Origin of the sequence: Methanoculleus sp. UBA208 (assembly GCF_002498065.1) — an archaeon.
In the GTDB taxonomy this organism is placed as follows: domain Archaea; phylum Halobacteriota; class Methanomicrobia; order Methanomicrobiales; family Methanoculleaceae; genus Methanoculleus.
Window position 1 is genome coordinate 1 of the sequence record NZ_DAFZ01000033.1, and the last position, 22,093, is coordinate 22,093.

Here is a 22,093-nt window from a genome sequence, read left to right on the forward strand (position 1 = left end):
CCTCCCCCGCGTGGCGATAGCCAATGGGAAACCGTTTCAGCAACTTGACACAGGAGATCGTCCAATTTGTTATGAGCGCTCTTAATTGCATTCAGAACTCTGTGAATCTTTAACCATGTGGTACTTTTGGGATGACTTCTATGGCTCACCACTTATCGAGATCAAAGAACGCATACGCACCGCTCAGTACAGGCGCTCAGGGCAGTCAGTAAGGAACCGGTCGGCCTGTACCGGGATATCAGGAGGCTGATCGTGGAGCGGCAGTCCGGCGACACCCGGGGTAAGTCAGTTGTCCAACAACTGGCTGGAGATCTGCAAAAGGAGTTTCCTGGCATCGACAGATTTTCTCCCTCCAATCTGGCGTATGAAGTCATTTTTCGAGATATATGTCGGTTCTGCAAAACTCGCACAATTGGTGCGAGAAATAGACTGGCGTCACAACCTGATCATCCTCCGACCTCACGATGGGCGCCGCCGCGAGCCAGTCGACCGAGGAGGCACTCCGCGACGGAAAGGAGTGGGTCTGCTGGTCCGCAGGGGCCGGGAAAGGATGATATGTGATGCGGGAAAACGTACGATAGTATGAGGGCGCGCCATCTGCTTGAGGCGGGAGAGAAAGAGGAGGTGCTCCACACCATCCGTACGGTCCTCGCCGGATTTGACGAGATAGAGGTGGGGTACGTCTTCGGCTCGTTCTGCAGGGGGAATTTTGGCGACGTGGACGTGGCGATCCTCGTCACCGGCGAAGTTGCCCCTTACCAGGCGATGCGGTTCGCGCGGCGGGTCGAGCGGGAGCTCGAACGGGGGTTCGGTTACCGCTTTGAGGCTGACGTGAAGGTCCTCAACACCGCCCCAATCTCCCTCCAGCATGAGATCATCAAGAGCGGCAGACCCGTGTTCTCCCGCGACCGGGAACGGAGGGTCCGTTATGAGGCAGGCGTGCTCTCCCTGTACCTCGACTATGCGGAGACGCTCGACTGGTTTGACAGAGTTCTACTCACGAGGGCCTGATATGGACGAAGGGATCCTCGGTCACCTCCGTGAGCTCGATGAGGCAGCCGGGGATTGGGAGCGCTATCGGTCCATCACTCTCGCTGAGCTGAGGACCGACCGGGACAAACGGAACATGGTGCTGCACGCGCTCCTCGTCAGCATCCAGGCATCGATCGACATCGCCAACCACCTGGTCGCGGCCTGCAGCTCCCGGCGGCCCGAAACTTACCGGGAGAGTTTTGCTATTTTATGTGATGAAAGGCTTATCCCGGAAGACCTCGGAGTCCGGCTCTCCGACCTCGCAGGATTCAGAAATGTCCTGGTTCACCTCTACTGCCGGCTGAACCTGGAAGAGGTCTATGGGGTGCTACAGGACGATCTTCCGGTTGTGAACCGTTACCGGGAGATGGTCCGGGCGATGCTCCGGGACCACCTTCTCCCGGAGTAACGGCCCGGGGGATTTCGCGCCCGCTGCTGGAAGAGTGCGACGAAGGGGGTGGATGAACGATTATCAGTCCTATACTGAGGCACTACCAGTTAAAATCGGTATATACCGTCGGAACACTATATTCAATACTCGATGTGCTTTCAAAAGCAACTGAGATCCCGCGGAGCGAATTGATCGATGCAATCAGATAGTTCCTCCATTTTAACTCCCTCCGGTCAGTTCGTTGTGCAGGGGAGCGACAACATGATATTTCTTGTCACCTTTTTGGATAACCATTTGAACGTGGCTTCCTGTTTGTCGAAGGTACGTGTACCCGAGAGATTCGAGGTATTTAACGATCTTGAATCTATTAACAACCGGTCGCCTTGACATTGCGATCGACTGTGAATTGGCATTCAAACTGTTGTGTAGGTGGTTCGGCGTCGATCTCATCGAGTTCAAGGATGAAGTCGGGCACGGGTTCGGTCGTAACGGTGATCGTGATCTGTTCTCCCGATCCGATCTCTTCTTCGAAATAGAGTTCTGTTGCTTCTATGATATTATCGACGAGTTCGCCAAGAGTTTCTCCCTGGGTGACGATGCCGTGATCTGTAGCACGAGCGGTCCATCCCCCATCGTAATAGAATATTTTGAATTTGACGAACATGATGTTCACCTCGAATCAACTGAGGTTTATGCGGTTTGGTTTGATAAACATAGTGACGATACCGGGTCCGGCGTCTCGAGGGCGGCTATCGCGGTTAGCCGATTTAACACTCTCCATGGGCTTTAACCGGGAGCATTTTCGCATTCCTTGAACCCCGGTGCTGTAGCGCACCCACAGGCCTTCGGCAAGGTGATGGTGACGCTGGCGAGGCGGATCGCCGGGAGGAGAACCTGGATTACCGCCCGGCAACCCAATGCCGTGCAATGAACTCCCGCACGATCTGCGCCGCCACCGCCGCCGTCTGCCCGGAATCGAACGGTGCGACCTCCACGTAATCGAACCCCGCAGCCTGCAACGCAAGAGCCCACATCACCTCCCGGATATCGAGCGGTCACATGAGGAATGCCTGAATCTGCCCGGCGAGTTGCCCTGATGGGATGGACGGTGGAGACCAGTGCTCTCGTTAAGGCCCTCTCAGATTTCAAAATTCTTAGTGCGAGTAAGCCGACTCATTCGTATAATCTTCAGTGCAGATCAGTTCTGCACACGTGACGAAATCCATTGCCTTAGCGATGATCGACACCACCTCTTCTCGCATAATCTCCCGGCAGATCGTGTAATCCACTTCTTCCCGAAGTTCTTCAATCAGGTTCAATGCTCGTCCGTGTTCAGGGGGAAGTTCCCCCGTCTTAACATAGAGAGAACCGATAGCCGAGATCAACCCTGCATGAGTTTTTATCTCTACACCTTTTCGGTGCAAAAGAGCAAGAGCCGCAAGGTACATTGCGTAGTAAGCCCGGTTGATCGCGTCTTCATGGTGGCCTTCGGTGCAGAGGATGCGCGCCGCATCGAGGCGTTGACGCGATTTCCTGAGAAGCGCTGTTATAACAGACTGATCACCCATCCTTTATACCGCCACCCCGTCCTGGAGAACATGTCTGACAAAGGGATACTGCCGGTGCGCCGCAACATCGGCGCGGGAGAGTACCTTGACCGAGATTCGCTCGCCCGTCTGCATCAGCAGATCAAAAGCAAGTCCGGTGAGAAATTCGCGAAGCCGAAAGTCCTCTTCAGGCGTAATTACGAGGATATCGATATCTGAGTCCGGCCGGTCATCTCCCCGGGCCACAGAGCCAAAGAGTATGATCTCTTCTATCGCGTCTCCGCACGCCTCTCGTGCCTTTGCCGCGAACTCATGGGCGATCGGCCGCTTGACCAACGGCATACAACGGAGTAGTTGTGGATATACAACTATAATGATTACTGCTCCGGGAGTGTAGGAGGAGGTCGCGTTTCCTGAGGGAGCCGTATGGAATTGGAGCCTGATTACGAGGAGAACCGACAGGGGAGGCGGGCTACTCTCTCCAGGGCGGACGGGCTCCAGACGAGGCCTCGGTATGCCAAAAGGCTAATATTGTCGATGCATCCTCTAGAACGCCAACAATTCCTGCGCCCGATACCTTGAGATGTACAGAGCCTCTGCAGGCTGGTGAAGCTCTGGGGACGTCCGGTTCCCGAATATAATCCCCGGATCGTTGAGAGGGAGCGCGCTCCGTTGAACACGCCATCGACGAGAATAGCAGAAAGGAATCTGGATCTTCACCGCCCGGCAACCCAATGCCTTGCGACGAACTCCCGCACGATCTGCGCCGCCACCGCCGCCGTCTGCCCGGAATCGAGCGGCGCGACCTCCACGTAATCGAAGCCGGCGGCGTACGGTGCAAGGGCCCGCACGACCTCCCGGATATCGAGCGCCGTCATCCCGAACGGCTCGGGCGTCCCGAGGCCCGGGGTGAGACAGCAGTCGATCGCGTCGGCATCGATCGAGAGGTAGACCCTCCTCCCCGCAACGTGCTCCCGGACCTCCCGGAGAACGGCGGCGATCCCCCGCTCCCGCACCGTATCGGCGGTGTAGAGGTGCGTCCTCTCCGCCGCAATCTCGAACTGCTCGCGATCGCCGCTCCGGGCGCCTATGACGACGACGTCCTCGACCGCTTCAAGGACACGCCGGGTGACGCACCCGTGGCTGTAAGGCGTTCCGTCGAGTTCGTCCCGGAGATCCAGGTGAGCGTCGCAGACGACATAGACATCCGGCCGGACGGCCCGGACCGCGCCGACAGTCGCGGTGTGCTCGCCGCCGAGCATCACCGGCACCTTGTTGTCGCGGACGATATCCCCCGCGACGTCCGTGACCTGCCCGGCGACCACCTCCGGCAGCCGGGAGACCGCAAGGTCGCCGAGGTCAGTGATCGGCACCTCAGAAAAATCTACTTTGGTCGCAGGATCGTAGGACTCGAAGTTGAACGAGACCTCCCGGATTGCCCGGGGCCCGAACCGCGTCCCCGGCCGAAACGACGTCGTAGCGTCGTAAGGCACGCCGAAGACGGCGTAGCGGGCATCCTCGTATGACGCATCCGCATCCGCAAAATGGAGATGGGCGAGCTCGTGCATGCCCGTTTTCGTAAGCCAGAAAAGGTCACTCAAGTTTCTTCTTGCCCAGGGATGATATATACGGAATCTCCTTACCCGGCTCAAGGCCGGCGACCTGCTCTTCGGTCACGTCGAGTTCGAACATCTCGAAGTCCTTGACGTCCATGAGCTGGACGGTCGTGCCGGCGATCGAGATGACCTGTGCCATCTTCCGCTCCACTATGGGCACGTAGGTCTTCGCCGAGACCGGTTGGACGATCGAGCGCCTGACACCGTCGAAGATGCCGACGCAGTCTACGCGGGACTTTGCCGCTCCGTGCTTCCCCGGTTTGGAGGTGGCGATGGAGACAATCCTGCAAGGCTCATCCTCTACGACGACGTAACGTCCCTCTTTCAGTTTCCCAACTTCTGTCTGTTCCTTCATATTGTCTCACTCGGTAAACGCGTGATTAATGTATCTGGATTACAGTACATAAATACACCGTAAAACGAGGGAAGGAACGAGGGGAGTTGATGGAGTTCATCCGGGCGTGTGACGACGTGGCGGGGGCTGTTTCCGATGCCGTGGCCGGCATGGTCGGAACACCGGAAGCAGGGGAGTACGTTAAGATGGGCGCGGACGGCACGCCCACCAAAAAGATAGACCAGGTCGCAGAAGACATCATCGTGGACTACTTCGCGCGCCACCCGTTCTGCCGGCGCCTGATCAGCGAAGAACTCGGATGCGCCGAGATGGGCGGGGAGAAAGGAACCATCTTCGTCGACCCGGTCGACGGCACCTACAACGCCGTGGTCGGGATCCCCTTCTACGCCCTCTCCATCGCGTATGCAGAAGAGGGAGTCGTGCAGGCGGGATATGTCCAGAACCTCGCCACGGGCGAGACATTTTATGCCGTCCGGGGCCGGGGGGCCTGCCTTGATAGGCATCCCATCCGTGTCTCGGGGGTATCGCTCCTCGAAGAGAGCGCCATGAGCGTCTACGGCCGAAAGTTCGACCCGACGCGTGTCCAGATGATCGGCAGGAAGATCCGGCGGTGGCGCCTCCTCGGAGCATCGGCGCTCGAGCTCTGCTATGTCGGATGCGGCCGTATCGACGGCTTTGTCGACGTGCGGGGAACGCTCCGCGTCACCGACGCGGCGGCGGGGATGCTGGTCTGCGAGGAGGCCGGGGGGACGGTCTCCGATCTGGAAGGGAACGCCCTTGTCTTCCCCGACGAGGTCTCCGTCGGGCGGAGCCTCGTCGCCACGAACGGCATCGTGCACAACAAGGTCGTCGAGTACCTGAGGTGAACCGAGTATGAAGATTGTCCTGGTATCGCGTATCGACGATGCGGAAGCACTCCGCTACACCGCGTCGCTCGTCCGGGAACTCGAAGGTCTGGGGCACGAGGTTGCTCTCGAGGAAGGCACGGCGGAGCACCTCGGAGAAGAGGGTGTTTCGTTTGAGGATATCGGCGGCGACCTGGCCGTGGTCGTCGGCGGCGACGGATCGGTTCTCCTCACCGTCCACCAGATGAAGAACCAGATCCCGGTCCTCGGGATCAACTGGGGCGAAGTGGGATTCCTCGCGGACCTGGAACCCGACGAAGCACGAACGTTCTTCGCCGCCCACACGGATGGGTTCCGTGTCGAGCGCCGGATGCGGGTCAGCCTCTCCGTCAACGGGAGATCGCTCGGCGACGCCCTCAACGAGGCCCTCGTCGTCACTGACCGGCCGGCAAAGATGCTCCGGTTCGGCGTTTACGTCGACGGCACGCCCGCGGAGCGGTTCAGGGCCGACGGCCTGCTCGTATCGACCCCGACCGGATCGACCGCATACGCCATGAGCGCGGGAGGGCCGATCGTCGACCCGCAGATCGAAGGGTTCCTCCTCGTGCCGCTCGCGCCGTATATGCTCTCGTCCCGTCCCCACCTCATCAGCACCGAGAGGAACCTTGAGATCACGCTCGAGACCGAGAAACCGGCGCATCTCGTCATCGACGGTCAGAGCACGTTCGAACTCGAAAAAGAGTCTACCATCACGGTCAAGAAGTCGGATCAGCCCGCCCTCTTCGTCCATACAGACAAACCCTTCTTTGAAAAGGTGAACCACAAACTGCGCAACCTCTGACCCTGCTGATACCCCGAACAGAGATTTTATGAGTGAGCGCGGGGATTATCTCAACAGAGGAGTGAGCACGATTATGGAAGACCAGATGCGCACGGAGATCGCCTACGCGGAGATCGCGGAGACGCTGAAGAAATCCCTCGACCTGCGGGGGTCACCGGTCGCGGTCAAACTCGCAAAGAACCCCGAGGGCATCCCCGAAGGGGTCGGGCCGATCGACGAGACCGTCCGCCACTGCCAGATGATCACCAGGGCACGGCTGAACGGCGAGATATTTTACGCGACCGCCGACAAGCACGTCTGCATGGGGGGCGCCTGGGCCCTTGGGCTGAAGGAACTCACGCCGAGCCTCCGTTCGGGAGAGTTCTACTACAAACTCGGCAAGTTCGAGAGCTGGGCCGCCTGCATGCGGACCATCCGGCAGGTGCCGCACGTCCCGGAACTCGAGACGTATGCGACCGTTTATGCGCCGCTCGAGAAGACGCCGTTCGACCCGCACGTCGTCGTCATCGTTGCCGAGCCCCGGGCGATGCTGAAACTCGCGCAGACAACGCTCTACCTGCTCGGAGGACGGATCGAGTCCACGATGGCGGGGATCCAGTCGGTCTGTGCGGACGCGACCGCGCTGCCCTACCTCTCCGGCAACGTCAACTACTCGCTCGGGTGCGACGGATCGCGCCGGTTCTCGGGGATTGAGGACAACGAACTCGTCATGGGCATCCCCGCCGAGCTCCTTCCCGAGTTTGCCCGGTCGCTCCCGATCGTCACCGCCGCACCCGGGTCGGTGAAGTAACAAAGTATCCCTCTATTTTTACGGCACACCCCCCGTCCAGGGACTGTTCCCGGGTACAAGACTTATCACCCCGGCAGGTCAACTATTCAGCAGGTGGTTTTTTTGCAGGTATCCATGAAGCTCGAGATGAGGGACCAGCCCGGACAGCTGGTCGCAGCCCTCCAGCCGATCTCGGCTGTCGGGGGAAACATCATCGCGGTCATCCACCAGCGGGAGACACCGGCGGCTACGGAAGTGCTGGACGTCCAGATCGTGCTGGAACTTCCCGAGGGCCGCCTTGAGAAACTCCTTGAACTGCTCCGGGAGCAGGGCGTCAACGTCGTGCGCATCGGCGAGCAGCGTCTCCTCTATGAATGCACGCTGATCACGATCGGGCATTTGATGCACACGGATCTCTCCGATACGGTCGACCGGATCGACACGACCGGCTCGGCCGAGGTGACGGACCTCTCCCTTGCCATGCCGGCGATCAACGCCCCGTCGTCGGCCCGCATCACCATCCGTTCGACCACCCGCGAGGAGATGAAGAAGGCGATCAGGATCCTGCGCAGCGTTGCGGAGCAGAAGGATCTCCTCATCATCGAGCCCCTGGAGGGTGTATGATGCGGATCGCCATCCTGGGGTTCGGCTCCGTCGGCCGGGGGATCGCCCGGGCAATCCTTGCAAAAAACCTCGATCTCGCCGTCACCGGTCTTGCCGATTCAAGGAGCGGGATCATTGACCCGGCCGGGATCGACATTGCGGCGGCGCTTGCCAGGAAGGAGGGTGGCGCCCCCTGCGGCAGCCCGGACGTCAGCCCCGCGGACGTGGTGGCGAAGGCGGATTACGACGTCCTGGTCGAGGTGACCCCGACGAACGTGGATGACGGCGAGCCGGCGCTGGGCCACATCCGGGGAGCCCTCCGGCGGCACAAGCACGTTGTCACCTCGAACAAAGGCCCGATCGCTCTTGCCTACCCGGAACTCCGGGACCTGGCAGCGGCAAACGGCGTCTTCCTGAGGTACGAAGCGACGGTCTGCGGCGCGATCCCGCTCATCCACGCGATGCAGGAGGGGCTTGCGGGCAACACCATCTCCAGACTTTACGGGGTCTTCAACGGCACCTGCAACTACATCCTCACCCGGATGGCCGAGGACAGTCTCACCTACGAGCAGGCTCTTGCCGAGGCCCGGGAACTCGGGTATGCCGAAGCCGACCCCACCTACGACGTCGAGGGGATCGATGCGGCGATCAAACTGGTCATCCTCGCAAACGCCATCCTCGATATGCGGACCACGCTCGACGACGTGGAGAGGACGGGGATCACCCTCCTGACACCCGAAGCCCTGCGGCTTGCGGAGGATCAGGACTGCACCATCCGGCTGATCGGCGAGGTCGTCCCGGAGGCGGGGGTGCTCCGCGTTTCGCCGCGGATCGTCTCAAAAGTGCACCCGCTCGTCGTCGAAGGAACACTCAACGCGGTCACGGTGGGGACGGACCTCGCCGGGGACCTGACGTTCATCGGGAAGGGCGCGGGCTCCGTCGAGACCGCCAGCGCGGTGATCGGCGACCTCCTCTACATCCGTGATCGGCATGTCCAGGGTTCTTGAGCGGAGAAAGCAGTACCTGCGGCTGATGCGTCAGGCGACGCTTGAGAGTGGCTACTTTACGGTGGTCGAGATCGCGGAGGCGACCGACACCCCCCGGAGCACCGTCCAGGACTGGGTGAACCGCCTCATCGAGGAGGGCTGCGTCCTCATCACGGAGGAGCAGCGAGGGCGGCACGCGGCGCGGTATGCGGCGACCAGCGTGATGCCGGAGAGCGCCTGCCGGCGGGTCTTCACCACGATCGACGGCGGCGAGGTCGAGATCTACCATGAGTGCATGAGCGGGGGATGCGCAGCGTTCTGCGAGTTTCATCACGCCCGTGCCGGCGGCGCCCTGCAGTCCGTCCGCCGGGACGGGACACTGCTTCGCGAGCGGGCGAGCCTCGGGCGGCGGGAGGTGGCCGTCGGGCTCGATCCCGCGCCGGCGGTCGGTATCGTCGGCGTCTTCCACGAGGACGGCTACATCCGCCAGCAGATCCGGTGTATCGGCGGCCCGGCCTACTCGCTCACCGATATGATGTCCTTTGCCGAAGGCGTCCGCGGCGTCACCGTCCGCCGCGAAGGGCCGGTGGTCGAGGGCGAGGTGGTCACCCGGGCGCTCGCCTACGTCGCCGTCGGGATCGACGACACCGATACCGGGACCGAGGGCGCGACGTTCGCCCTCGCCCTCGCCCTCCTTCAGCACCTCGCGAAACTCGACGGCGTCATGCCGATCGGCCACCGGGTGGCGATGCTCAACCCCCGGCTCGAGATCCGGACCGCCGGGAACTCCTGCAGTTACATCGAGCTCGCGGTGGAGCCCGGCCAGGTCTCGCAGATCGAGGAGTCCGCCGTGCGGTTCGTCGCCGGAGAGGCGGCGTCCCCCGAGTGGGGGATCGCCGTCCGGCAGGGGTTCAGAATACCCCGCGATCTCCGGGCCTACGGCAGGAGCGCGAGAGAGTCGGTGATCGACCGGGGAGCGGCGGAGGCGATCGCAGAACGGTTCGGTGCCCGCCTTCACGGCGGCCGGGGCGTTATCGGGGCGCTCGCGGCGGTCTCGCTCGTGGGGCTCCCGCACGACGTGCTGCTCGACCCACAACGGGATGTCTGCGCCGATTGGGAGCCGGCGGGGTGAGATTTTGGATTCCGGCTATAGGGGGTTCCTTTTGCGAAGTTTTTTGGGCTTCAGTCTATGCCCACTTTTCAGCCCATCACACATTGAAACGTCGCAAAAACCAGGCACGGATTTCCACCGGGCTGCGCATCTGACGATGCTCGAAGGACGCTCCCTGAGGAGCATCCTCCTGCGCACCCAGCGGTGTCGGCAGGGGCATGTCCGGGATCGGCCGTGGTCCGCGTGGCTTCTTGAATGACGCTGCGTTGAATCGTGAGAGCCAGGTTTCCAGTTGCCGCTGAAACGTGTACTCTGCGAGGGGAGCGCTCGGGAAGGTGTAGGACACCTCTTGAACGCCGGAAGCGCTCGTCCTTCATATCCTCAAGCACTCCTGACCGGACACCTCGGTATAATCATGTCATCATATGTCGAACGAATAGTACCTGCATCCATACCACGCCATACATACAGACGAATGCCAGGATAACGGTGAGAAGTGCATGCGTTCGCGGGATGCATCTGCCGTATTGGGTGGCTGCGACATAGATAATGAACGTCCATACAAAGCCGATGATGCCTATTAACCAGAAGACCATCCAGAATACTGCTGTCGTGGGATCTGTAGCGAAATTTGGGAAAGAGAGGTAGCCAGAGCCTATCATCAAACGAGACACTTCATGCATGATCTGTCGCCCGGTGAGAATACTGAAGATTGCCTGAATAAGACTGAATATATATCCCACAAGGATACCGTACGCCGTGTATGCGAAAAGCCGGAAAAAAGACCCTTTTCCGCGAAGGAGGGTTGCTATCACGAAGATAATGGCGGTAAAGGCAATCCAGTAAAAGATAGGACCGAGCGTGATTTGTATAATTGACCAGAGAATATATCCTTTTGTAGGAAAGATTCCCGCTCCTCCGAGCAGCTGCTCTATTCCAGCCAAGATTACCTGGAAATACCATGCCGTCTGGATCAAACAGATGCCCAGTATGAGGAGCAGCGGCGGCAGGAGGCGCGGATGCTCCGGCATGCCCTCGAAGAATTGAAACGGGTGGAAAAGCAGTTTGAGGAGATTTTTGAAGAGGTGTCCTGGCATTTCATCGATCGACACGTTAGCACTCCTTCACATAAACCCCTATTATCTCCACGTAGCCATCCCCAGCGAAATCTTCGTTAAACTCAGTCGAGACACACGACCCCTCGTGTAGATCATCATCTCCTGCGGTAGCAGTCACTGTTCGTCCTCTCACCCTGACTTTTACTCGATGCGATCCGCCCCCTCATTGTAGACTGAAGTAGAGCGATAGATTATTCGTGGTTCCTCAGGTTCAATCCAGCGTCCAGATGGCCATCACCAGCACCGAAAATGCCAATCCGAGGATCATAAACACCAGCCAGACCCGTGCCCAGAACCGGTTGTAGTACCATGTTCCCCGCAGTTCCGGGTCCCGGGGGTGCATCCGCCAGTCGATGTAATCCCGCATGAACGGACGGCCGCACTCCGGACAGATGGAACGAAACTCCCTGCTCCTGCGCCCGCAATGCGGGCATGTGAAACCCTGCACAGATTCGTCATGGGTCCCGGACTCCTGCTCCGCAGTCCCCTTCAGGAGAATGATGACCATAATGCACTTCGCGTAATTCCTGTTCTACTGAGCCGATTCGCCGTTGCCTGCCCGTGGAAGTACCGTTCGAGCAGCATCGTCATTGTCGTTTTTCCGGTACCGGGGACCGATGCAATCACGTAGATACGGCTCATGAAGATCCACCGATCGCATAACACGGTAGTGAAGGATATTAGCACATTCACCATCCTGCCTCCTCTCTCGCTATCCTGAGTGCATAATCAATCGGGCTCCAGTAGATCCGAACCGTCCTGTTGTGTATCACGGTGTCGTTCAACGCCTCGTTTTCGGGTGTGAGGTTGCGCACCCACACCCCGATCTCTGTGGGCGATGTCATGAAACCCGATATCTGCAATTCGGGATGGTCCTCCTGGAGTTGCACCAATTCGGCCCCAAGCTGCTCTAACTCTTTCTCATACTCTTTCTCATAATCGGCATCGTGAACGACCTTAAAGGTCCAGCCGCCGACCTGCCTGCCCTGAATGGCATCCACGTCGTTTTCATCCGGTATGGAGTACACATAGATGGTAGCCTGTTTGTTCTGGGGATCGAGCTCCCACGTTCGTACACTTCCGATATCTACGAATTGCACAATGTTTTCCATTTCCTCTTTTACTTCATCCGGCAGCCCCTCCGCCGTCATATTCGCCTCGCTCAGCGCTCGCCTCACGCCGACAGGCACATGGTGTTCCTGAACGACGTTAAAGGTCCAGCCGCCGACCTGCCTGCCCTGAACGGCCTTCACCTCCGTTTCATACTTTTCACTCCGAATGATGTACGTATAGACGATGACCCGGTTGTTTTGAGGATCGAGTTCCCACTTCCGCATACCCCCGATTTCGGTGTTTTTCATTTCCTCTTTGACTTCATCGGGTAACTCTTCCAGCGTCATATTCGCCTCCTTCAGCGCTCGCCTCACGAATGACGGCACATATGATTCCCAGACGACGTTAAAAGTCCAGCCGCCGACCTGTCTGCCCTGAACGGCACTCAGCTCCATTTCATGCTCTTCATTCAGTGCGAGGGACGCATAGATGACGACCTGCTTATTTTGGGGATCGAGCTCCCACGTTCGTATAATATCTTCGAACTGCACGGTGTTTTTCAGTTCTTCGGTTACGTCGTCGGGTAACTCATCCTGCGTCATGTTTGCCTCTTCCAGCGCTCGCTCCACGATTCCAGACCTATGCAAAGACTCATATATCTCCTGGGCCCGCTCCCAGATCTCTTCCGATGTCATGTTCTCACCCCCCTGCACTTCTTCAGGCACCTGTTCAGGCGTTGCATTTTTAGCCTCTTCAGGAGAGTGTACCGCTACGATCACCGCTGCCGAGCAACAGACGACTCCAATTGCGACAACGGCGGCGATGATTCGTGCAGTTGGTTTTGTCATTCTTCCGCTTCCTCCGGGGCGACAGTGCCGTTTTTATCGATCAGAGAGACTTCATCGGGCGTCGAGACGAAAACACTCCAGGTCCAGTAGTTCTCTCCGGACCCGTTTTCGTTCGCCGCGACCACCCGCACCGTGTGCTCCCCGAGCGGGGCGCTCTGGAAAGTGTGGGACACCTCCTGGACGCCCGGCTCGCTCTGGTAGACAGGCTCGTCGTCCAGGTACACCGTCAGCGTCGCCGGCTGGTCGCACGATGCCGTGAATTCCTGCTCCGCCCCGACGGGATCGCCGACGTCCGGGTTTGCTAGGCTGACCCGGGTCACTTGTTCCTCCTCTACACACGTCAAATCAGCAGCCCCGACATCAGTCCTATACTTCTTCGTAAACACCCGGGTAGTTCATATCTAACATCATCGCCGTTTATGGACGAACAAGACCGTCGTTCCAATCGCAAGAATCGCCGCAAGGATATCGAAGCCCGGAGACCTGGTCGAAGACCGCACCGGCCTGTCGAGATCCAGAACTCCGATACGGGATGCCGTCGTCCAGTTCTGCCAGATCATCTCCCTCTGGGGCCAACCTATACCGAAATACCCTAGTTGCGGTTCGCAATTCGTAATTTTCACAGATTCAGAAAAAATGATTTTATTATCCACCGACTGCCTTGTGAGGAACCGGATTGATCCGTTTATAGTTAACTGATTTAGATCTGTGCCATCTACACTTGCCTCCCAAATATCCCCATAATTAATAAATACTACATTTTTACCATCAGGGTTCCATTCTACTGAACGATATAAGCCGTCTGTGGAGATAGGCACATCGGTTTCATTTTTTAGATCAACAATTCTGATGCCATTTTTATATTTTGCATATGAGAGATTTGTGATGTACGCGAATTGACTGAAGGAGGGATTCCACGCCAGTTCTGCGATCATGTACTCATTAGTGGTTTTTATTTGGGTTTTTTCTATTTTAGATTCGTCAATATTTACCTGAACTTTTGTGTACTGTGCAGACTCTCGTTTCCAGTTCTCCCCGGATAAAAATATAAGATATTTCCCGTCATTGCTCCATTTGATCGTCTTTTCAAATCCTATATAATAAAATGAACCCCCTACTGAAAATTCATCAAAGCCTCTCGAATGAGACAGTTGATACAATTCACTCACATCGTAATTGTAAGTATTCATAATATTTACTGTCGTATTACTACCATCATTTGAAGTAAACGCCAGATATCGGCCGTCAGGACTCCATGAAATACACTTCGCCGTCGAATCGTTCACGACCAATTGCTCTTGGCTCCTGTTGGTTCTAATGATCCAGATCCCTCTCGCAGGTGAAGCGTTTATCTGATTATCCCGATCCTGTGAGCCGCTGATTGCAATTGAATCTCCTTTTGGATTCCATTGAGGAACCCCGTATACATTGATATCGGAGAGTTTGTGCTGTTGCGAACCATCACTCCTGATAAGATATAATTGCCCCGTTGTTTTTGCACATCCTGTCCATGCATAGTTACAATTGCACGGCTGTTTCCATTCTCTGCACACTATTGCAATTTCTGTTCCGTCGGGACTCAAAGCCGCCAGATCGCATGATAGTCCTGTATGAGTAAGATACGTTACATTGTAGAGTGATGAAATTGGGGGCTGATCCGGCGAAAGGGTGAAATCCATCGTGGCTGATACTGATATGACGAGAAGTCCGATGACAATAATTGTCAGCCCAACACCGCGTAAATGAAATGTATTCATTTCAGGTACTATCTCCATCAACTGCTGATTACTGAGTTATACCAAAGTTTAAGACAAATTCTTCTTCACCGGGAGATCCCTGTACTTCCCGCCGTGTCCAGATTAACCGAGCACCGAATGTTCCCTGCTGTGGATTATATGGATTGGGTTCTAGAGGATATTCGTCAGATGAATATCTCAATTTCAGGCAAATATTCGGTCGGAGTGTTTTTTCCTGCTCACTTTCTGGCTCATCTATTTTTTTAACTCTGATCCAAGTTAACACAATCTCATTATCTGACAAATCAGCCGTTGGAAAAGGCAGTTCACCATTCTGACCATAAATCCACTGAATCTCCGACATGAAATCGATATTAACAATCGATTCATCTGAAGTGACGGGCAGTTTTCTGACGCACCTCCATACACCCTGATCGTCGGTTGCACAGGCTTTTAACACAGAGCGGTCTCTGAGGTCAAGCCGCATCGTGTGCGTCATATTACAGGTCAGTTTCATACAGCCGTACTGCGCTCTGCCATCCGGATCGATCCAGCAGGGATTGGGGGGATCATCAGGTTCATTGCACCGACTACCCCCGTCACTGTCCCACATATATGCGGTGAATGCGATAAACCGATGGACTGAATTTTCCCAAAAATCACGGTGAAAAGCAATCGCTCCTTTTTTCATAGTATGGTCTTCATTGGTATACGCATGGCTTGGGATGAGGAGTTTATGATCTCCCGGTGATGAAAAGGACGAGGCATCGAAAAAGGGCATATCACTCATTCTTGCTTCGAATTCATAGCCTAGGATTATATAATTTGGCATGGCTTCAAATTCAATCGCCGCCTGATCGATACCGACGATTAACGTCCATTGCCATGTGACGGGATCCGATATCCCGTTGCCGTTCTCAGCAATGATCGAGACCGTATGTGTCCCAAGGTGTGAGGCGACCTTCATATAGGCAATGAAGTCCGGACACTGCTCAAATGTGACATCCGTGTCGACCTGTGCAACGGTTCTCATATCGACAACAACGTCATCTACTTTCAATGTCAGCAGGGCAGGTTGGTTCACCTGAACTGTAAGAACAGGTGGATTATCATTCATCCTGTAGAGGCCGAGAGTATCGGTCGTAGGACTGACCTTCGTCACTGTTGGTGAGGCCGGATAGCCACATTGCACAGCATTCGCTTCTTTGAGTGTCCATCTGCCGTTGATGCATTCAAAGAGATCATAGCCGACACATTTTGTTGCCCCTTCCGAAAAACACTCTTTTACGTTCCAGTCCCAGTGATTCTGGCCCGAACCATTAGAATTCGTGGCAACGACCGAAACGACGTGTTCGCCCAAAGGTGCCGCTTCATGAAAATACGATGCATTCTGGGTCGGAACCGGGGTCTCCTGCTTGAGCTGGCCATCGAGGTAAAAGCGTATGATGGCGTATTGATTGGACCGTGCCGTGAAGAGCCTGGATGCATTCACCGGATCCGTCACCTCCGATTCGGCAGGATCGACTAGGTAAATTGTGGGCGGGGTGACGAAAATATTCCAGGTCCAATAGTCCTCCCCCGATCCGTTGGCGTTCTGTGCAACAACTCGTACCGTATGGACGCCCAACAACGGTATCTGAAACGAATGCGACGCCTGCGTCACGTTCGGATAGGCGTGGGGTACGCCGTCGTCCAGGGTGAACGTCAGGGTGGCCGTTTGATCGACCGAGGCGGTAAAGAGTCGTTCCGCCCCGTAGAGATACGGATCGCCGATCTCTTGATCTTCCGGCTCGACCAGGGTCACCACCGGCGGATATACAACGCTTCCCATGCTTCACACCTCCAGGAATCCGTCGCGGATCAGGTACTGCGGAAGCACCCAGCCGTTGCAGAATACCGTATTGCCGTCTCTCCAGACCGGCTCGGATGAAACATACTTCTGATGGACCCAGAACCGGTTGTTAAACTGGCAAAACGGCTCCCCCTCCGGACACAGGGGCGTTCCGGGAGGCTGCTGCTTGATGGTCGAGAAGAGGGTATGGTAATCTCCGGACAGCGGCTCTCGGATCCGCTTTCTCTCCAGATCGAGGTACAGGGCAGGCTGGTAACAGATAAGAGAACCGTGATCCGGTCGGTCCTGGAGCTTCATTTTGTCGGCCCCGCTGGCACCGATGATCGCAATGTCGTATTTTTCCTCGCGTAGCCTCTCCATAAAAGCAGCGTAATCGAACCGGAACCAGGTTAGCGAAGGAAAGATATCCCAGTATTCGGCAGGAAAAGAACCGACGGCTATTACCTTCCCGCTTCCTTTGGGGAGCTCCATCTCCGGTTCGATCGGTTCTGCGGCAATCTGATCCGCATGATACAGGATTTTATCCGTGCCGACGCAGGGACCGTCGAGGACGGCGGGAGTTTTGGTCAGGATGGTCTGCACATTCCGGTCATGGACACGATCCCAGAATGCCATGAGGTCCTGCGAGGGGCCAATCCCGTGTCTTCTCCTGCTCCATAGTTGTTTGAAGAAATCAGAAACATATTCCTTCCAGTTCTCGCGTGCATCATACGAAATGACTTCATTGATGTTCTCGAACAGGTCGACGTATACGGCACGCAGCGGGGCATAGGCAAACGTGATTTCCATGATATAAGCATCGTACCCCGCGGGGACCCATTGTTCGAACGCACTTTTACTCCGTGCCGCCTCCAGCGGAACCGAATAATGGTAGCAGTCTTCGAACAAATATCGGTGAACGTCATTCTGACCTTTATTCGTCTGGAGGCACGCTACACGTTTACCTTCGCTTCGTAACTGTTTCTCAAGCAGGATAGCTGCGGTAGTTTTTCCCTGATCCGGGATCGAGGCAAGTACGTAGAGGTCCGCCACTGAATCACCAGTTAATATCGATCCTGGAACATATATGCATATAATAATGATCTTTTGAATTTTCGTTATAATTATAGCATAAAATTGAATATTTCCGTATTACTCAGCACTCTTTCCTTCGATGAAAGCATCTGTCAACCGAACGAGATCGCGATCGTGCGCGGATGCTACACGAACCAACATTGAAAGATAAAGAGTGTCGTGACGCATGAGGCAAGAAGCTCCCGCCATTTGCCCGCCGAATGGGCCGGGTTAGCCATGTGCTGGATCCGCCGAATCGTCCCCCTGTCCCTTCATACCCTCAAGCACCCCCAACATGGGGTGTCCCGATGCAATAATCAAAGTAAGACGTATCGAACGAACATTGACTGCATCCATACCACGCCATGCATGCAGATGAATGCCAGGATAACGGTGAGAAGTGCGTGCGTTCGAGGAATATATCTGCCGTGCTGGGTGGCTGCGACATAGACAATGAACGTCCATACAAAGCCGAAGGTGCCTATTAACCAGAAGACCATCCAGAATATCGCGATTGTGGGTTCGATTGAAAGATTTGGAAGGGAGAGGTAGCCGGAGCCCATCATCAAACGAGACACTTCATGCATGATCTGTCGTCCGGCGAGAACGCTGAAGATTGCCTGAATCAGATTAATCAGATCGCTTGCGGAATAGAGATCAGGATCCAGTTTATCCGCGCCGCACAGGTGTCATCTTCTGCTGAAGACCGTGCAAGAGTTCATCTATTCTTGGATTTATCAGATAATACTCCCGTAGCGAATGGTATCTTTCTCTGTTAAACTCATAGGGGATATTATTGGATAACCCGCCTTTTGCAGGAGCCTACTCCCTCGAAAAATCTCGTTCTTCTCGAGCTCCTGCTCGAAGACGCTTCCGCGACTTCTTACGCTCTGCTTCTGACGGAGCATCGCGACTCGAAGCCTGGCGGCTTCTCAAGTTCTGGTTCTAATGAATCCTCGCACCCTTCGGCCAGTCGCTCCCTCGCGCTACCTATAAATACCCGGATACGGCAGATACCCTTCATTGAGGCGAAGCGCAGTGAGAAGCGAACTTGAGGAAGAGATCGGGAAACTCTCCTCCCTCGCACGGGAGCGCGGCGCGGAAGCGCGGCGGATTGCGGCCCACGACGTCGTCGTCGCGGAGTGGGTGCGGTTCAAGTGCCGGTTCGGGTGCAAAGGCTACGGGAAACACATGTCCTGCCCGCCGTACGCTCCCGCCCCCGCAGACACCCGGCGGCTGCTCGCCGAGTACAGCACCGCCCTCCTCCTCCGGTTCGACGGCATCCCGGGGCATCCCGACCTCAAACCCGACGAGATACCCCTCGACTTCCACCCGTTCTTCCGCGACCTCATCCTCTGGGTGAACTCGACGGTGCACCTCCTCGAAAAGACGGCGTTCTACGACGATTTCCCGAAGGCGTTCGGGTTCGGGGGATACCCCTGCATCTACTGCGAACACCTGCACTGCGTTGCCGAGGAGCACGAAGGGGTCGTCGACGAGAGTATCCGCAGGCTTTGTCGGCACATGGATCTCGTCCGCCCGACGATGGAGGGCGCCGGGATCGACGTCTTTTCCACCGCCCGGAAGGCCGGGTGGGACCTGCATGTCATCCCCTGCAGGGACCTCGAGTACGGGAAGATCGAGCACGGCAACATCACCTCGATAGGGCTCGTCCTCATCGAGTGATGCTCCGGCCTTCAGTCGCGCCGTAAGCCCCGGATGAACTCCTCGGTCATATGGTAGGCGTCGTCGTCCCTGACCTGCACCGGCGGGTGCTTCATGAAATAGGCGGATGGGGATATGAGCGCACCGCCGATGCCCCGGTCAAGGGCGAGCCTGCAGCACCGGATGGCATCGATGACGATTCCCGCTGAATTGGGCGAGTCCTCGACGGAGAGGCGGAGGTCGAGGTGCATGGGAACGTCCCCGAAGAGCCTGCCTTCCATCCTGAGGAAACAGACCTTATTGTCCTTCTGCCAGCAGACGTAATCGCTCGGGCCGATGTGGATATCATCTTCGTCGAGGGGTTCTTCGAGGACCGACTGCACCGCTTCGGTCTTTGATGTCCTCTTTGAGGCGAGGCGGTCGCGGTTGAGCATGTTCAGGAAGTCCGTGTTGCCGCCGGTGTTCAACTGATAGGTCCGGTCCAGTCGCACGCCCCTCCGACGAAAGAGGTCGGCAAGGACCCGGTGGGTGATCGTCGCACCCAACTGGGCCTTGACGTCGTCGCCGATGACCGGAAGACCGCGCTCGCGGAACTTCGCCGCCCAGGCGGGGTCGCTCGCGATGAAGACCGGCATATTGTTGATGAGGCCGACCCCCGCCTCCAGCGCACACCCGGCATAGAACCGTGCGGCCTCCTCCGAGCCCACGGGAAGATAGTTGAGCAGCACCTCGGCGCCCGAATCCTCGAGTACCCGGACAACGTCCTCGCGCGACGCTTCCTCCTCGTCGGCGAGCACGAACCTGCACTCCTCCTTGTAGCCCTGCATGTGCGCGGGAAAGCTGTCCAGCACCCGCCCCATCCGAACGGTCACGCCGGTTCTCGGCATCTCCGGGCAGAAGGCCGTGGTGCAGTTCGGGAGGGAGAATATCGCTTCGGAGACGTCCTTCCCGACTTTCCGCGCATCGATATCGAACGCTGCGGCCACTTCGATGTCGGATGGGCGGTAGCCGCAGAGGTCCCAGTGCATCAGCCCGGTTGCATCCCTCTCGCTCTTTCCCCGGTAGTATTCGATCCCCTGAAGCAGCGAACTGGCGCAGTTCCCGACGCCCACAATTGCAATCCTGATCGAGTCCACGAAAGCCCCCCGATAGATACGGTATGCCGCCTGACGCGCCCCTCCGTGGGCGGATGCGTCAGGCGCAGGTTGAGAAGACGCAACTCGGAGAGAGTTGCATTTTGACTATAATACGGAGCGGGAAATATAAGGGTATGGTTTGGGACGCGCCGGGGGGCCATGTTCCACAGGGGGAACACCAGGTTCCCTACAGAGCGCCGCTGCAGGTATGGCCGTCGAGGATTTTCTCTCGCTCATCTGAACTTTAAATCTTTCTGTAAAACAGGCTATATGTGGGACGATTTTGTCCGGATAGCCTCGTAACGGCCACAACAATGGCAGCTGCAACAGTTGACTTGCTCATTCCCGAATAATCAGCGTCCGGGGTAAACACCGGTCGTGACGATGACGCACTGCTCTGACAGCGAGAATTGGAAGAAGAGTCGAATCGGATTTCCTGATGCGCCGACCGGGACTCGAACCCGGGTTTAGGCGTTGGCAACGCCTAGTGATAACCACTACACTATCGGCGCACGCCCGTGCTTTCGCACTGTGTGCCTTACAACATGGGATTTGCTGGCTAATAAGCCTATCGAAGCGCGGCCTCTCTCGGGCGCCGCCGTTCCCGCAAGCTCCCATGTCCGGGTGAAATTTCCGCGGGGATGGTTGTCCCCGGAGTTAACGGTCGCACCGCTGCCGCGCACCTACCGTCTCCCGTGGTCGAGTGCCTGCCTGATGTTTCGGTTTGCAAGTATCCAGAGCCCCGGCGTCAGGACCAGGATGAAGACGGCCATGGCGTAGGTGACGATCTCGGCGGAGAAGAGCAGAAAGTTGAAGATGCCGTGCAGCACCATCCCGAGAGCGAGTCCGCGGAGGACGATCCCCGAACGCTGCTCGGGGGCCGCGAACTTGGCCCGGCCAAGGGCGTAGCCCCAGACACCGGAGAAGAGTGCGTGCCCGGGGACCGAGAAGATCGCGCGGACGGCGATCGTGCTGAGGGCGAGCGCCGGCGACGTCAGGTATGCTGAAAAGACATACAGGACATTTTCGAGCGATGCGAGCCCGAGAGCGGCGGCGGCGGCGTAGACGATACCGTCCATCGGTTCATCGAACTCTGTGTCCCGGTAGGCGAACCGGCGCACGACCGCGAACTTGCCGTACTCCTCGACGACGGGCGCGACAACGACGCCCATGATCAGCGGGGATGCGATGAACAGGCCGAAGAACCCCTCGACGAAGGCGACGGGAAACGTGACGAGGACGCCGAGAAGGAAGATCTTTACGATCAGGGCCGCCGGCTCGGGATCGTATTTATCCCTGCGGTAGAAGTACCATGCCCAGAATATCCCCGGCGCCAGCGCCAGGGCGAGGATCACCAGCGGCTCGCCGTCAACCATTGCTTGATCCGGGTTCATGGTTTCATAGAGGAAGAGTCTTTCCGTTCCATGGGCCAGCCTGCAGACGCCCTCTTAATCCTGCTGAAGATAGTGATCCGTGTTCGGAAAGGGCCGCGCATCGGGGACGAAATTCCCCGGGAAGACACATTTGCCCAAAAAA

The 22,093-nt window shown here is 57.1% G+C and carries 27 protein-coding genes, 1 tRNA gene and 1 pseudogene; 11 read left to right on the forward strand and 18 right to left on the reverse strand.

Going from position 1 to position 22,093, the window contains the following annotated elements; genetic code table 11:
• Positions 1–198: 198 nt before the first annotated feature.
• From BRA62_RS12785 to BRA62_RS12790, 4 genes and pseudogenes are all read left to right on the forward strand, one after another.
• Positions 199–561: pseudogene (locus BRA62_RS12785) on the forward strand (hypothetical protein); the annotation flags it as partial.
• Positions 562–582: 21 nt separating this feature from the next.
• A complete protein-coding gene (locus BRA62_RS02515; protein WP_052379746.1) occupies positions 583–1,011 on the forward strand; it encodes a nucleotidyltransferase domain-containing protein in 429 nt (142 codons plus the stop codon).
• 1 nt (position 1,012) lies between these two features.
• Entirely contained in the window at positions 1,013–1,441 is a 429-nt protein-coding gene (gene hepT / locus BRA62_RS02520) for a type VII toxin-antitoxin system HepT family RNase toxin (RefSeq protein ID WP_292364554.1), read from the forward strand.
• Between the two features lie 74 nt (positions 1,442–1,515).
• The gene (locus tag BRA62_RS12790) at positions 1,516–1,632 is read left to right on the forward strand and encodes a ribbon-helix-helix domain-containing protein (protein ID WP_394339982.1); all 117 of its coding nucleotides are present in this window, start codon (positions 1,516–1,518) and stop codon (positions 1,630–1,632) included.
• A gap of 10 nt (positions 1,633–1,642) precedes the next feature.
• Here the strand turns inward: BRA62_RS12790 and BRA62_RS12795 are convergent, their stop codons facing one another.
• The 7 genes from BRA62_RS12795 to BRA62_RS02550 form a co-directional block, all read right to left on the reverse strand.
• Positions 1,643–1,873: a type II toxin-antitoxin system HicA family toxin gene (locus BRA62_RS12795; RefSeq protein WP_394339981.1), complete on the reverse strand. Its 231-nt coding sequence runs from the start codon at positions 1,871–1,873 to the stop codon at positions 1,643–1,645.
• A complete protein-coding gene (locus BRA62_RS02525; RefSeq protein ID WP_292364555.1) occupies positions 1,791–2,087 on the reverse strand; it encodes a type II toxin-antitoxin system HicB family antitoxin in 297 nt (98 codons plus the stop codon). Before BRA62_RS02525 ends, BRA62_RS12795 begins: the two co-directional genes overlap by 83 nt.
• A gap of 235 nt (positions 2,088–2,322) precedes the next feature.
• Positions 2,323–2,457, reverse strand: coding sequence for a hypothetical protein (locus BRA62_RS02530; RefSeq protein WP_292364556.1), 135 nt, complete (start codon positions 2,455–2,457; stop codon positions 2,323–2,325).
• Positions 2,458–2,577: 120 nt separating this feature from the next.
• Positions 2,578–2,991, reverse strand: a complete 414-nt coding sequence (locus tag BRA62_RS02535; RefSeq protein WP_292364557.1) for a HEPN domain-containing protein — start codon at positions 2,989–2,991, stop codon at positions 2,578–2,580.
• A 3-nt stretch (positions 2,992–2,994) separates the two neighbouring features.
• Positions 2,995–3,312 carry a nucleotidyltransferase domain-containing protein gene (locus BRA62_RS02540; RefSeq protein WP_074369505.1) on the reverse strand — a complete coding sequence of 106 codons (318 nt, stop codon included), beginning with the start codon at positions 3,310–3,312 and terminating at the stop codon, positions 2,995–2,997.
• Positions 3,313–3,686: 374 nt separating this feature from the next.
• Entirely contained in the window at positions 3,687–4,538 is an 852-nt protein-coding gene (gene speB / locus BRA62_RS02545) for an agmatinase (protein ID WP_292364558.1), read from the reverse strand.
• A 25-nt stretch (positions 4,539–4,563) separates the two neighbouring features.
• Positions 4,564–4,941, reverse strand: coding sequence for a translation initiation factor IF-5A (locus BRA62_RS02550; RefSeq protein ID WP_292364559.1), 378 nt, complete (start codon positions 4,939–4,941; stop codon positions 4,564–4,566).
• Between the two features lie 89 nt (positions 4,942–5,030).
• Between BRA62_RS02550 and BRA62_RS02555 the strand changes: the two genes are divergently transcribed.
• From BRA62_RS02555 to BRA62_RS02580, 6 genes are all read left to right on the forward strand, one after another.
• A complete protein-coding gene (locus BRA62_RS02555) occupies positions 5,031–5,807 on the forward strand; it encodes a bifunctional fructose-bisphosphatase/inositol-phosphate phosphatase (protein ID WP_292364560.1) in 777 nt (258 codons plus the stop codon).
• 7 nt (positions 5,808–5,814) lie between these two features.
• On the forward strand, positions 5,815–6,627 hold the full coding sequence (locus tag BRA62_RS02560) for an NAD(+)/NADH kinase (RefSeq protein WP_292364561.1): 813 nt from the start codon (positions 5,815–5,817) through the stop codon (positions 6,625–6,627).
• A gap of 73 nt (positions 6,628–6,700) precedes the next feature.
• The gene (locus BRA62_RS02565; RefSeq protein WP_292364562.1) at positions 6,701–7,417 is read left to right on the forward strand and encodes a DUF169 domain-containing protein; all 717 of its coding nucleotides are present in this window, start codon (positions 6,701–6,703) and stop codon (positions 7,415–7,417) included.
• A gap of 114 nt (positions 7,418–7,531) precedes the next feature.
• Positions 7,532–8,020: an amino acid-binding protein gene (locus tag BRA62_RS02570; RefSeq protein ID WP_292364563.1), complete on the forward strand. Its 489-nt coding sequence runs from the start codon at positions 7,532–7,534 to the stop codon at positions 8,018–8,020.
• Entirely contained in the window at positions 8,020–9,006 is a 987-nt protein-coding gene (locus tag BRA62_RS02575; protein WP_292364587.1) for a homoserine dehydrogenase, read from the forward strand. The genes BRA62_RS02570 and BRA62_RS02575 overlap by 1 nt, the downstream gene beginning before the upstream one ends.
• Positions 8,990–10,117, forward strand: coding sequence for a helix-turn-helix domain-containing protein (locus tag BRA62_RS02580; RefSeq protein ID WP_292364564.1), 1,128 nt, complete (start codon positions 8,990–8,992; stop codon positions 10,115–10,117). Before BRA62_RS02575 ends, BRA62_RS02580 begins: the two co-directional genes overlap by 17 nt.
• 392 nt (positions 10,118–10,509) lie before the next feature.
• Here the strand turns inward: BRA62_RS02580 and BRA62_RS02585 are convergent, their stop codons facing one another.
• The 8 genes from BRA62_RS02585 to BRA62_RS02620 form a co-directional block, all read right to left on the reverse strand.
• A complete protein-coding gene (locus BRA62_RS02585; protein WP_292364565.1) occupies positions 10,510–11,208 on the reverse strand; it encodes a YIP1 family protein in 699 nt (232 codons plus the stop codon).
• A gap of 217 nt (positions 11,209–11,425) precedes the next feature.
• Complete coding sequence (locus BRA62_RS02590) at positions 11,426–11,722, reverse strand: hypothetical protein (RefSeq protein ID WP_292364566.1); 297 nt, start codon at positions 11,720–11,722, stop codon at positions 11,426–11,428.
• A 181-nt stretch (positions 11,723–11,903) separates the two neighbouring features.
• Positions 11,904–13,115, reverse strand: a complete 1,212-nt coding sequence (locus BRA62_RS02595; RefSeq protein WP_292364568.1) for a hypothetical protein — start codon at positions 13,113–13,115, stop codon at positions 11,904–11,906.
• On the reverse strand, positions 13,112–13,435 hold the full coding sequence (locus BRA62_RS02600) for a hypothetical protein (protein WP_292364569.1): 324 nt from the start codon (positions 13,433–13,435) through the stop codon (positions 13,112–13,114). Before BRA62_RS02600 ends, BRA62_RS02595 begins: the two co-directional genes overlap by 4 nt.
• An 87-nt stretch (positions 13,436–13,522) precedes the next feature.
• Entirely contained in the window at positions 13,523–14,890 is a 1,368-nt protein-coding gene (locus BRA62_RS02605) for an eIF2A-related protein (RefSeq protein WP_292364570.1), read from the reverse strand.
• 10 nt (positions 14,891–14,900) lie between these two features.
• Positions 14,901–16,682, reverse strand: a complete 1,782-nt coding sequence (locus BRA62_RS02610; RefSeq protein WP_292364572.1) for a hypothetical protein — start codon at positions 16,680–16,682, stop codon at positions 14,901–14,903.
• A 3-nt stretch (positions 16,683–16,685) separates the two neighbouring features.
• Positions 16,686–17,735, reverse strand: coding sequence for a hypothetical protein (locus BRA62_RS02615; protein ID WP_292364574.1), 1,050 nt, complete (start codon positions 17,733–17,735; stop codon positions 16,686–16,688).
• Positions 17,736–18,073: 338 nt separating this feature from the next.
• Positions 18,074–18,322, reverse strand: a complete 249-nt coding sequence (locus tag BRA62_RS02620; protein WP_292364575.1) for a hypothetical protein — start codon at positions 18,320–18,322, stop codon at positions 18,074–18,076.
• A gap of 457 nt (positions 18,323–18,779) precedes the next feature.
• Here BRA62_RS02620 and BRA62_RS02625 point away from each other — a divergent pair, with 457 nt between their 5' ends.
• On the forward strand, positions 18,780–19,442 hold the full coding sequence (locus BRA62_RS02625) for a DUF2284 domain-containing protein (RefSeq protein WP_292364576.1): 663 nt from the start codon (positions 18,780–18,782) through the stop codon (positions 19,440–19,442).
• Positions 19,443–19,453: 11 nt separating this feature from the next.
• On the opposite strand, the gene BRA62_RS02630 is transcribed toward BRA62_RS02625, so the two are convergent.
• From BRA62_RS02630 to BRA62_RS02640, 3 genes are all read right to left on the reverse strand, one after another.
• A complete protein-coding gene (locus BRA62_RS02630; protein WP_292364577.1) occupies positions 19,454–20,557 on the reverse strand; it encodes an inositol-3-phosphate synthase in 1,104 nt (367 codons plus the stop codon).
• Positions 20,558–20,997: 440 nt separating this feature from the next.
• Positions 20,998–21,069, reverse strand: a tRNA-Gly gene (locus tag BRA62_RS02635).
• A 171-nt stretch (positions 21,070–21,240) separates the two neighbouring features.
• Positions 21,241–21,933, reverse strand: a complete 693-nt coding sequence (locus BRA62_RS02640) for a PrsW family intramembrane metalloprotease (RefSeq protein WP_292364578.1) — start codon at positions 21,931–21,933, stop codon at positions 21,241–21,243.
• Positions 21,934–22,093 lie beyond the last annotated feature (160 nt).